The organism is Mesohalobacter halotolerans, from assembly GCF_006120725.1.
GTDB classification, from domain to species: Bacteria; Bacteroidota; Bacteroidia; order Flavobacteriales; family Flavobacteriaceae; genus Psychroflexus; species Psychroflexus halotolerans.
Map to the genome: position 1 here is coordinate 258,297 of NZ_SWMU01000002.1, position 12,122 is coordinate 270,418.

The 12,122-nt window shown below is 33.8% G+C and carries 12 protein-coding genes; 4 read left to right on the forward strand and 8 right to left on the reverse strand.

The genetic code is table 11. From position 1 onward, the window contains the following. Positions 1-163: 163 nt before the first annotated feature. The 4 genes from FCN74_RS05740 to FCN74_RS05755 all read right to left on the reverse strand — a co-directional run bounded on the left by FCN74_RS05740 (position 164) and on the right by FCN74_RS05755 (position 3,654). Positions 164-2,359: a polyribonucleotide nucleotidyltransferase gene (locus FCN74_RS05740; RefSeq protein WP_138931639.1), complete on the reverse strand. Its 2,196-nt coding sequence runs from the start codon at positions 2,357-2,359 to the stop codon at positions 164-166. Positions 2,360-2,499: 140 nt separating this feature from the next. Further along, positions 2,500-2,769, reverse strand: a complete 270-nt coding sequence (gene rpsO, locus FCN74_RS05745; protein WP_138931640.1) for a 30S ribosomal protein S15 — start codon at positions 2,767-2,769, stop codon at positions 2,500-2,502. Positions 2,770-2,858: 89 nt separating this feature from the next. Beyond that, positions 2,859-3,230 (reverse strand): DNA topoisomerase IV, encoded by a 372-nt coding sequence (locus tag FCN74_RS05750; protein WP_138931641.1) that lies wholly within the window; start codon positions 3,228-3,230, stop codon positions 2,859-2,861. Between the two features lie 16 nt (positions 3,231-3,246). Next, a complete protein-coding gene (locus tag FCN74_RS05755) occupies positions 3,247-3,654 on the reverse strand; it encodes a helix-turn-helix transcriptional regulator (protein WP_138931642.1) in 408 nt (135 codons plus the stop codon). Positions 3,655-3,941: 287 nt separating this feature from the next. Here FCN74_RS05755 and FCN74_RS05760 point away from each other — a divergent pair, with 287 nt between their 5' ends. Both FCN74_RS05760 and FCN74_RS05765 read left to right on the forward strand, forming a co-directional pair. Next, positions 3,942-5,102: a M14 family zinc carboxypeptidase gene (locus FCN74_RS05760; RefSeq protein WP_138931643.1), complete on the forward strand. Its 1,161-nt coding sequence runs from the start codon at positions 3,942-3,944 to the stop codon at positions 5,100-5,102. A gap of 115 nt (positions 5,103-5,217) precedes the next feature. Further along, positions 5,218-5,697, forward strand: a complete 480-nt coding sequence (locus FCN74_RS05765; protein ID WP_138931644.1) for an Lrp/AsnC family transcriptional regulator — start codon at positions 5,218-5,220, stop codon at positions 5,695-5,697. 77 nt (positions 5,698-5,774) lie between these two features. Here FCN74_RS05765 and FCN74_RS05770 read toward each other — a convergent pair whose 3' ends face one another. After that, positions 5,775-6,128 (reverse strand): hypothetical protein, encoded by a 354-nt coding sequence (locus FCN74_RS05770; protein WP_138931645.1) that lies wholly within the window; start codon positions 6,126-6,128, stop codon positions 5,775-5,777. A gap of 151 nt (positions 6,129-6,279) precedes the next feature. Here FCN74_RS05770 and FCN74_RS05775 point away from each other — a divergent pair, with 151 nt between their 5' ends. Further along, complete coding sequence (locus tag FCN74_RS05775; RefSeq protein WP_138931646.1) at positions 6,280-7,779, forward strand: DEAD/DEAH box helicase; 1,500 nt, start codon at positions 6,280-6,282, stop codon at positions 7,777-7,779. 1 nt (position 7,780) lies between these two features. On the opposite strand, the gene FCN74_RS05780 is transcribed toward FCN74_RS05775, so the two are convergent. The 3 genes from FCN74_RS05780 to FCN74_RS05790 form a co-directional block, all read right to left on the reverse strand. Further along, entirely contained in the window at positions 7,781-8,401 is a 621-nt protein-coding gene (locus FCN74_RS05780) for a YqaA family protein (protein WP_138931647.1), read from the reverse strand. 82 nt (positions 8,402-8,483) lie between these two features. Continuing rightward, complete coding sequence (locus tag FCN74_RS05785) at positions 8,484-9,638, reverse strand: MFS transporter (protein WP_317128767.1); 1,155 nt, start codon at positions 9,636-9,638, stop codon at positions 8,484-8,486. Between the two features lie 105 nt (positions 9,639-9,743). Next, positions 9,744-11,006: a mechanosensitive ion channel family protein gene (locus FCN74_RS05790; RefSeq protein ID WP_138931649.1), complete on the reverse strand. Its 1,263-nt coding sequence runs from the start codon at positions 11,004-11,006 to the stop codon at positions 9,744-9,746. A 59-nt stretch (positions 11,007-11,065) separates the two neighbouring features. Between FCN74_RS05790 and FCN74_RS05795 the strand changes: the two genes are divergently transcribed. Beyond that, a complete protein-coding gene (locus tag FCN74_RS05795; RefSeq protein ID WP_138931650.1) occupies positions 11,066-11,908 on the forward strand; it encodes a hypothetical protein in 843 nt (280 codons plus the stop codon). Positions 11,909-12,122 lie beyond the last annotated feature (214 nt).

Here is a 12,122-nt window from a genome sequence, read left to right on the forward strand (position 1 = left end):
TGAGATTAGAAAATAAACTTAAATGTTCACTGGAATAAAAACCATAATTAAAATCGTTGATTTTAGTCGTAAAATTTTTAAGTTAAAAATAGGCATTACGAATTGCCAATAAAAAAAGCCCACCTAAAATGGCAGGCTTTTAAAGTTTGATTAAAAACAGATTTTACTTTCTGTCGTTATCTCTACGATTATCTCTTCTGTTGTTATCACGTCTCGGTTTAGAAGAACGCTCTTTATAACCTTCAGGTTTGGGCAATAAAGCTTTTCTTGAGACTTTTTCTTTTTTGGTTCTTGGGTCAAAGCCAAAATATTTTACATCTATAACATCACCTACATTGACCACATCAGTGACGTTGTTGGTACGCTCCCAAGCCAATTCAGAAATGTGAAGTAGAGTCTCGTTTCCAGGCGCTTCAACATATTCTACCACAGCGCCAAAGTCTAAAATTTTTATCACTTTCACTTCGTAAACGCTGCCTTTTTCAGGCTTGAACAACATGGCTTCAATTTTAGCTAAAACTTGATCTATGCCATCTTGGTTGGTGCCTAAAATTTCCACAATACCTTGTTCGGTTTCTTCATCTTCATTAATCACGATTGTCGTTTCCGTTTCTTTTTGTAGTTCCTGAATAGTTTTACCACCAGGGCCAATTAAACTTCCGATATAGTCGCCGGGTATCGTTGTGGTTACAATTTTTGGCGCATGTGCTTTTACATTTTCGTTTGGCTGAGCTATGGTTTCTGTGATTTTATCTAAAATATGCAATCTCCCGTCACGCGCCTGTTTTAATGCTTTGATTAAGATATCATAAGATAAACCTTTGACCTTGATATCCATTTGGCAAGCGGTAATCCCATCTTCAGTACCTGTGACTTTAAAGTCCATATCTCCAAGATGGTCTTCATCACCTAAAATATCAGACAATACGGCATATTTATCACCTTCAGAAATTAATCCCATGGCAATACCGGAAACGGGTTTTTTAAGTTGAATTCCGGCATCCATTAACGACATGGTTCCTGAACACACTGTAGCCATTGAAGAAGATCCGTTGGATTCTAAAACTTCAGAAACCACCCTAACGGTGTAAGGGCAATCCTCAGGAATCATATTTTTAAGGGCGCGTTGTGCTAAATTTCCATGTCCAATCTCACGTCGAGAGGTTCCTCTTATGGGATAAGCCTCACCGGTACAGAAAGGCGGGAAGTTGTAATGAAGATAAAATGTCTCTTCGCCTTGATAAGTCGCATTGTCTATAGTATTGGCTTCACGGGAAGTGCCCAGCGTTGTCGTCGCTAAAGCCTGAGTTTCACCTCTAGTAAATATAGCAGAACCATGAGTAGAAGGTAAGTAGTCGACTTCGCACCATATCGGTCTGATATCTGTGGTTTTTCTACCGTCTAATCTGATGCCTTCATTTAAGGTTAGGTCTCGTATAGCATTTTTATGAGCCTCTTTAAAGTATTTGGAAATCATATCTCCAAGCTCTTCTTGTTCTTCTTCAGAAAACATATCGACGACTTCTTCTTTTAAAGCCGAAAAGGCTTCAGAACGCTCTTGTTTACTTAAACCTTGCTTGGCTATGTCATAAGATTTTTGGTAAGCTGCACCGTTAATTTTTTGTTTCAAGTCTTCATTTTCATTTGCTGTCTCGTATTCACGTGTAGGTTTTTTGCCCACTTGTGCGACCAATCTTTTTTGGGCTTCGCATTGTGCTTTAATGGCTTCGTGGCCAAATTTGATCGCTTCGGTCATATCTTCTTCAGAGCATTCGTGCATTTCTCCTTCTACCATAGAAACACTATCCTCAGAAGCACCAACCATCATATCCATATCCGACTCTTCTATTTGAGAACGGCTGGGATTAACAACAAATTCACCATTTACTCGAGCAACTCTAACTTCAGAAATAGGATACTCAAATGGGATATCAGATAACTGTATTGCTGCAGATGCTGCAAGACCTGCAAGCGCATCCGGCATAACTTCGTCATCATGAGACATCAATTGAATCATTACTTGAGTTTCAAACTTGTAATCGCTTGGGAATAAAGGTCTTAAAACTCTATCAACTAAGCGCATGACAAGTATCTCATCATTGCTCGGTCGACCTTCTCGTTTTAAAAATCCACCGGGATATCGACCGGCAGCAGCAAATTTTTCTCTGTAATCTAGTGTCAATGGAAAGAAGTCCATTTTTGTAGGTGTGTATGACGATACAACTGTACATAACAATACTGCATCTCCCATTCTCACTTCTACAGAACCGTGAGCTTGTTTAGCTAATTTACCGGTTTCAATTGAAATTTCTCTACCATCGCCTAAATCGATTATTTCTTTAAATGTTTTTGGAATCATAATAATGTTTTAAAATTTCCGCCTTTCGTGACGGTCCGGTTGTGTTGTTGATGTTGTAAAGACCAAAGGAAACTTAAAACAAGGAAAGCAAATTTAAAGATAAAAAAAAAGGGGCAAACGCCCCTTTTTGGTTAGCAAATTTATTTTCTTAAACCTAAATCTTTAACGATAGCTCTATATCGTTCAATGTCTTTTTTCATTAAGTAGTTAAGTAAATCTCTTCGTTTACCAACAGTTCTTACCAAAGCTCTTTCAGAATTAAAGTCTTTGGTGTTTTTCTTTAAGTGATCGGACATGTGTTGGATGCGCTTGGTCATCAATGCAATCTGTCCTTCGGTTGAGCCGGTATCTTTTTCGTTTTTACCGTGCTTGGCAAATAATTTCTTTTTGTCTTCAGATGTAATATACATGCAAATATTATTTCAATGATTATTATGTACGAGAAAATTTTTCTCGGGTGCAAATATACAACTTTATTTAAGAAAAGCAACACCAAATATTACGGCTCAACTTTTGTGGCTCTTCCAGTCTCTTTCTGGGTTTCTCCGACAACATTGTATTGAAACGTATAGGAATTTTTTGTTGTACTTATGATTTTCATATGCATTTGGTATTGGTCTAAAATGCTTTCCGGATGAAGAGGCGTTAAAATAAATTCACAGTCATTAATCCATCTTATCTCAGAAGTATCTGTCTGGTTTTTGTATACCTCTATTTGCAAACTGTCATTTCTTATAAACAAGGTTTGTTCTAATTCACCATCGACAAGAGCTTCATATTTAAACTTTCCCAACTTAAAGTCTTGGCAGTCTCGTTTAGGAGTATAACATGAAAGACATATTACGACAATAATTACACTTAATTTTCTCATGTTGCAAAATTAAAGTTTAATTCGGGGTATAAGTAGAGAAAGAACCATTTTTATAAAAAATTACGATGCGTTCTATATCTTTTGGTGTTTGCTGTTTCCTTACAATTGGTGGTTTTTCCGGATGTTCTTCAACCTCTTCGCTATTTTGATTTTGAGGTCTTAGTGATGAACGACTGCGATCTTGAGTTTCTTCATCGATTTGAGGGAAATCTCCCTTGCCGTTTAACAACCAATAAAGCTCAACTTCAGGAAAAGTCTTAACAACACGCATCACAAAATCTAAACTCGGCTTATTACGGCCGGACAATAAATGCGAGATCGAAGCGCGACCAACATCAATTTTATCAGCAAAAGCCGAAGCATTTAAATCGTAATAATCAAAGATTTGTTCTAGACGATTTGAAAATTCCTTACTGTTTACCATTGTAAACTTATTTTAATGAAACTTGAATTATACAAATGTAAATAATAATTATAAACTAAGACTACTTACCCCAACATGAGTTATAAACACTAACTAAAAGTTTAGATAAAAGTATTTAAAGTATTGATAATAAGGAATATAAAATGTTATTTGAAGTTTCTTGGAATATTTCCTCATAAAGCCAACCAGTGGATTTTACATTTGTAACTTGACCACAGAACACTGTATACAATTGTAATATTCAAGATGTTTACAGATGTGAATAGTGGATTGTTTACATTTGTGACATGGATATATCTTCTTACAAAAGGCTTCAGCAGAACTACTCAAGTTTTGAAGTTTCAGGTTTTGATAACCGTTATTTAAGTTTTGAGCACTTGCAAACGCATTTAAATAAAAATGTATTTCCTTATTATTCTCATCAGAGTATTGGCCGATCTATACAAAAGCGACCTATTTATGAAATTAACATTGGGCATGGCAATACTAAAATTCTTATTTGGTCTCAAATGCACGGTAATGAATCGACTACGACAAAAGCTATTTTAGACCTATTGAATTATTGTCGTTTAAATGCTGAGAACGCCGAGGTTATGGACATGCTTTCTCAATGTACCATTAAAATCATACCCATGCTGAATCCGGATGGAGCTACGCAGTATACAAGGTTAAATGCCAATAGTAAAGATCTTAATCGCGATGCCATAGATCAAAGTCAATCAGAAACACAAGCTTTTTTTCAAGTTTTCAAGCAATTTAAACCAGATTATTGTTTTAATATGCATGGTCAACGTACAATGTATAGTGCAGGTCAAGCGGAATATCCCGCAACTTTATCTTTTTTGTCTCCTTCTGTAAATGCTAATCGTTCACTTAATACAGTTCGTAAGACAGCCATGCAACTTATTTTATCAGCCTTTGAAACGCTTCAGGCCTTTATTCCTAATCAGATAGGACGATATGACGATACGTACAACGCTAATTGTTTTGGAGATCATATTCAAAGTCAAGGGATTCCTACTGTACTTGTTGAAGCCGGACATTATCCGGGGGATTACAACAGAAACAAAACCCGTCAACTAGTCTTTATGTGTTTACATAAAATGTTAAGTCTTATTTCTCAAAATGGCCTATCTTCTATTGATTACAATAAATATTCTGAAATCCCAATGAATCATAAGCTCTTCTTTGATTGTATTATCACGAACGCTTTACAAACATACCCAGATGCAATAGGTTTGACGTATAGTGAAGTTTTAGAGGATGATAAAATTGTGTTTTTGCCCATTATCAAAATCATAGATCGTTTAGACGATTTTTTTGCCTTTAGGTATATTGATGCGCAGCATCAAAATATTCTAGCTGGTTCAAGGTATCAACTAAAAGTAGGTGAGCAGCTGGATAAAATTCGAGTCGGCAAAGAGATTATTGACCTAAAATTCTCTTGAGTTTTTAACGAAAACCTTATAGTAAAATTACAAAGCCATAAAATTATTGATTTATTAAATGTTTTTTTGATAAAAAAGCATTAATTTTGCTATTTAATTCATTAAAGTTTAAAAAATGGGAAAAATAAAATTAGACGACACCGATCACAAGATTCTTAACATGCTCATCGAAAATACCAGGACACCCTTCACAGATATAGCAAAAAAGCTATTGATATCTGCCGGTACTGTTCATGTGAGAGTCAAAAAAATGGAAGAAGCCGGTATCATAACCGGATCAAGTTTGAGTTTAGATTACAAGAAATTAGGCTACATGTTTATTGCTTATGTCGGTATTTATTTGAAAAAAACATCCCAAACTCAATTTGTGATTAATAGAATCGGTGAAATCCCAAATGTAACTGTAGCAAGTATTACTACCGGTAAATATAATGTCTTTTGCAAATTAAGAGCTAAAAACACAGATCACGCAAAAGGAATTATTTTTAAAATTGATGATATTGAGGGTGTTCAACGCACAGAAACCATGATATCACTTGAGGAAAGTATTAACGACAAAAAACGGTTGATGCATTCTATATTTGATGAGATGTAACAATAAAGTTGTATATAAGTACAAAAAAAGTCGTGTAAAAACACGACTTTTTTTGTTTATAATTTTGACTATTTTATTTACAAATCCATCAATCTATTGTACTCTCTTAATTCCTCGAGATTAATTTTATTTTTTGAATTTTTTATAAGATTCATAAAATAAACAAAGCTTTCTACACCAGTAATCAGCTGTACATCATCTTCTTCACCTTCAAGTGGCTCATCGGTTGGGATAGGAATAATAAAACTTTCGTTTTCTTCAATGTGTTCAGAAGCTAGACGTAGGGCTTTAGCAACCACAGGCTGTTTGGCTTCTACAGCATAAGTTCTTAAATCTTTCAACTGTTCAATTAATGACTGAGAAACAGCATTCTTGTTTTCAACATCGCTGATGATATCTTCTATCTTTTGTTGGGCTTTTTTATGTTCCAAAATATTAAATTTTATGAGGGCAAAAATAAATTATTTATGAGATATTTTAGTTTAAAAATGATTTTTAATGCTTTTTAACCTTTAAAATTTTAGTTAACTTTTATTTCTACTTATTTTTGCAAATCTTTTAAACCTAAATGATACCTCTTTTATGTTGACAAAAACAGCAGATAAAACCCTGTATGACTACCAAGAAAAAGATCTTCAGAACATTTTTGAACATATTGAGAATGAAAAAAGTGACTTTAATTTATTGTATCAACTGCCTACCGGTGGTGGAAAAACTGTAGTGTTTTCAGAAATTGTGAGGCGCTATATCAATAAAACAGGTAAAAAAGTTATAGTGCTCACCCATAGAATAGAGCTTTGTAAGCAAACTTCAAAAATGTTGAAGGAATTTGGCGTCAACAATAAAATAATCAACTCACAGGTTAAAGAACTCAGTGATGATAATGATTATATGTGTTTTGTAGCCATGGTAGAGACACTCAATAATCGCCTCAATGATGAAAAAGTAACCCTGAAAAATATCGGTTTAACCATTATTGACGAAGCCCATTATAATTCGTTTACCAAGCTGTTTAAATTTTTAGAAAAAACTTTTTTGCTTGGTGTCACAGCAACACCCTTGAGTTCTAATATTAAGCTGCCAATGTATAAAAATTACGACAAGCTCGTCGTAGGCGAATCTATTCCTTCTTTAATCCAACAAGGATTTTTAGCCAAAGCTAAAACCTATACTTATAATGTGGGTTTAAGCCAATTACAGGTTGGGATCAATGGTGACTATACTGTAAAGTCTTCAGAAGACCTTTATACAAATATGAACATGCAAACAAAGTTATTGCAGGCGTATGAAGAAAAATGTAAAGGGAAGAAGACTTTAATTTTTAATAACGGTATCAACACCTCGTGGTATGTATACCACACGTTTAAAGAAGCGGGTTACGAAATCAAGCATCTTGACAATACCCACAATAAAAAAGAACGTAAAGCCATTTTGAAATGGTTTAAAGAAAAGCCCGATGCTATTTTGACTTCAGTCAGTATTTTAACGACAGGATTTGATGAACCAACGGTTGAAAACATTATTTTAAATCGCGCTACAAAATCGTTGACTTTGTATTTTCAAATGATTGGTCGTGGTTCTAGAAAACTTCCTAATAAAGATACCTTCAATGTTATTGATTTAGGTAATAACTTCGCTCGCTTCGGACCATGGGACGCTAAAGTCGACTGGCAAATGATCTTTAAAAATCCAGATTACTTTTTAGAAAATGTCGTGTCTGACGAAGAAATTGAAAGTCAATTTGTTTATGAAATGCCGGAAGAAGTTCGAGAGAAATTTAAAAATACTGAAGACATCAGTTTTGATATTAAAAAACGATATGATGAGACTGTGAATAATGGTGAAAAATCAAAGTTAGTTCTTGAAGAGTCTATCGCTCAGCATGCACAGATGTGTGTAGAAAACTCTGAAGATGTTTTTGATGCTCGAATTTTGGCGCGTGAATTAAAGGAAGACATCCAAGACCGTATAAAGCAATATTCAAAATGTATTATTAGAAATACAAAAAACTACAGAGATTGGCTCTATGAAGATTATACGAGAAAACTGCGTTCAAAAATCAATGAACTCTTTATGGATTAATTTAAAGGACTCCAAAAATTAACAAACCATAAATTACAAAGCGTAAAAACCTCAATAAGCCGAAAAGTAAAAAACTTCCAAAAGGAAATTTAATAATGCCTGCAGCGATACTCGATATAGCAAAAGGCAAGGGGAGAAGTGCTCCTGCAATAATTAACAGGCCACCCCATTTACGCATATTTTTAATGTGTTTAGCCATCTTAACTTCCAAATAGACAAATACTCTTGGGATATTGGCTATACCACGTCCAAAAAAGTAGGACAAAACCCCACCTAGGTAAGACAGCACAGATAGAATACTTAAGAAAAACCATGGATATTCATTTTTTCCTGACCAGGCTATAAATATTTCCGGAGGAATAAGTCCTAATATAGACTCCGAGGCAAAAAACACACCGAAAACCCCTATGGGATGAAAATTTTCTGTCACATACAATAAAATATCATTGATGTCTATGACAAAAAAATGTATGCTTAAAACTATGATTATAAATACGATGATAGGCGGTGTAGCTTTAAGCAAACTTCGACCAATAAAATTATAAAACCCGGTGTAGGTGTAATATTGATGCAATAATTTCCATCGCGGTTTTTTTTGATGTTTTTGAGGAGTATTAGCCATTAATGTGATTTAGAAATTGCAAATTACTTTTTAAAAAGGCTTATCATAACCTAAAAAATTTATAATTATTGTTTTCCTTAAATTATAACTGAGTTTTTATTCTAGGAACATATTTTATTCGCTGAGCATTCAATATACAAAGCAAAACAAATAGGGACAGACTTATCATAATAATTTGTATACTTAACCCCATATCTATCATTTGCCCAATAATTAAAGGACCAAGAGCAGTGCTTAACACCATAAACATGGTAAATAAACTACGAATGGTTCCTAATTTTTTGATGCCATAGACTTCAGCCAAAACCGATGTTTTTATAGTGCCTGACATCCCAACTGTAATTCCCATCAATATCAAAAAGATAAGGGCGCCAATAATAGAATTGATATAGGCAAAAGCCAAAAGGCCTAAACCAATAGGAATCAAATAAAACCTGAACAGTGTTTTTGCCGTAAAACGGTCTACCCAAAGACCACCAAAAAGAGAAAATAATAGTCGCGTTATCGCATAAGCTGTAAAAAATGAGGCATAAAGTGTTACTGACCAGCCCTTTTGTTCTACAAAGACGTATTGGTAAAAAATAACTGCTGTGGCTGTAAAACTCAATACAAAACTCGTTGGCATTAATATTAAAAAGCGCTTGTCTTTTATAATCTCAAAAAAATCTTTAAAAAGACTTTTAGAGCTAGGTTTAAAACTATTGAGCTGTTGGTCAAAATGGCTTAAGTCTGTAAATCTTAAACGGATTAAATATATCAACAACAAAATACCACTTCCTATCATAGCTATTCGCCAATCAAAATAGGCAATGGTGCTTACAATGATGATAGGCAAAATCGCTTCCCCAATAGAAAAGCCCAAAGTTGAAAAACTAATGGCCTTACCGCGATCTTTATCGTAGTATTTTGACAATATTGTAAAACTAATATGACTTAACATACCTTGACCACTCAACCTTAGCCCAATTAATGCTAAAAATACAAAAGCCAAATGATAGGAAAGGCCCATTAAAATACAACACATGGCTAAAGCCAAAATGGTAAAAAAACTAACTTTTTTAACAGGAATATGATCGACCGTATGACCTATACTAAGCATAATCATAGACGAGACTACAGTACAAACGGCATAAATCGCTCCAAAAGTGCCCTCTGTAATATCAAAAGCTTGAGTAATGTGAATGACATACAAAGATATCAAGTAGGTTTGCCCAAAGCTTGATAAAAATGTAAGCAACCATCCATAACTTAAAGGCTTTAAATTTAGCTTTATAAATTTCAAAAACTGAACCATACCTATTTTTCAGGTTGCAAAAATAGGATTTTAAACCGCGTTGAGACGTTAACTTTTAATTAAATTCAAGTCCTTGCCACTTGGGAGCTCAAAAGCCTCAAGCTCAAAAAATGGTATGGTGGCCAATAGATGATCAAAGATATCAGCAATAATATATTCGTAGTTTTTCCAGACTTTATCAACACTAAAGCAATAAACTTCTAGAGGTACGCCTTGAGCAGTTGGAGGCAATTGCCTGGTCATAATCGTCATGTCGTCACTTACAGCAGGGTGTTGCTTTAAGTATTCATCAATATATTTTCTAAATACGCCAAAATTAGTTTGGTTTCTGCCATTGATGATCACACTTTTATCTACATCATGAGCTTCATTGTATTTGTCGATATCAGCTTGTCGTTTTTGAACATATGTGCTGATCAATTCAATTTTTTTGAATTTTTCCAGCAAGTCTTGATCGACAAACTTGATGCTGTTGGCTTTAATAATAATGGCGCGTTTTATTCGACGACCACCAGATTCACTCATGCCACGCCAGTTTTTAAACGAATCGGATATCAAATAATAAGTCGGTATGGTGGTAATGGTTTTATCAAAATTCCGCACTTTAACCGAAGCCAAATTGATTTCAAACACATCACCATCGGCACCGCATTTCTCCATAGTAATCCAATCGCCAATGCGCACTGTATCATTAGCAGCCACTTGAATACTAGCCACAAATCCCAAAATAGTATCTTTAAAGACCAATAAAATTACCGCAGAAATCGTACCCAACCCAATCAAAAATTTCATTAAAGGTTTACCGGTAACAATTGAAAAAATGATGATAATCCCGATAAGCCATAACAATATCATAAAGACCTGAATATAACTGTCTATAGGCTTATCTCTAAGGTTATCAAGTGTTTTAAGGTAGTCTTTGATGGTTTTTAAAATACTCCTTACCGTCCAAATTGTGAATACAACTAATAGAACTTGAATTATTTTGCTAACAAGGTTTTCAAAAACCGGAAAGTCAATATACAATTCTTCCGTAAAGGCAGAAATAATATAAAAAACCAGTAAGTTTGATAAATTGACAAAAGTTTTGTTCTGAACCAAATAGTCATCAAAATGGGTTTTGGACTTCTTGGCAAACTGATTGACCAACTTTAACCCAATACCTCTTAAGATTCTATAGATAATATAAGAGATAAGTATAAGTACAATACTATTAGCTAAAGCATTAAAAACCAAAGCGTAAAAATCACTTAAATCTGAATGGGATTTAATTATATCATAAACGTAATGAATAGACGTCTTAGGATTCATGTGGATGACTTTAAAAATTCAAAGATAAATGATTAAAATTGTTATTGAATAAAAATAGGATGTTTAAGAATTTACTCGGTTTAAAAATTATAGTCTTTTTATGCGTTGCATTGGTTGCCACATTACTAATTTTTAAAGATTTTATATTAGAAAGTGAACAAGAAGATTACCATTATAAATTGGTCAGAGAATGGACACTGCCTGATGAACTCAACGAAATCTCGGGCATGATTCACCTTGATAAAAACCGCATTTTTTGTATTCAAGATGAAGATGGCTACTTGTTTATTTACAACCTCAAAACTAAATCTATAGACCAAAAAATCAAATTCGGACCAGGTGGCGATTACGAATCTATTACAAAAGTTAACGATACCATTTATGTCTTGAGAAGTGACGGCAAGTTGTTTGAAATTAAAAATGCGTTCAAAAATATAGATGTAAATACCTATCAATCAAACTATAGTTCAAGATACAATTTTGAAGGTTTATCTTTTGATTCAGTTCAAAACCGACTCTTGATAGCTCCAAAATACAAACTCAAAAGACAGTCAGGTAAAAAACCGATTTTCGGGTTTGATTTAAACCGCCATAAATTTATTGATACACCGATTTACCAATTAAATTTAAATGATAACCTACTGAAAAAACACCCAGAATTTATGCCGGCATCTTTAACATATTATGCCTCGACAAAAAAATATTATATGCTCGATGGTCGGCATAGACGATTATTGATATTAAACTCTAGCTTTAAACCACAAAAGATATACAAACTCAATATTTCAGAATTGCCACAACCCGAAAGTTTATCTTTCTATATTGACAAATTTTATATCTCTTCAGAAGCAGATCAAGGGATTGCACCACATATTTATGAGATTGTCTTAAAAAAATATTGACATAGGCCTCAAATAATTATCTCAACAAATTTTTATTCAAAATGATTTTTATATAATCTATTTCTATCGTCAAATTGAGTGATTTATTTTTCTTGGCTTCCTAAAAGCCAAAAACAATAAATTGTATCGAGATTAGTCGAAGATCCCTCGATAGAATTTAGTTTAATTTTTTTTAATAATCAAACTAAAACCACTCAAGCAGAGGTTAAATTCC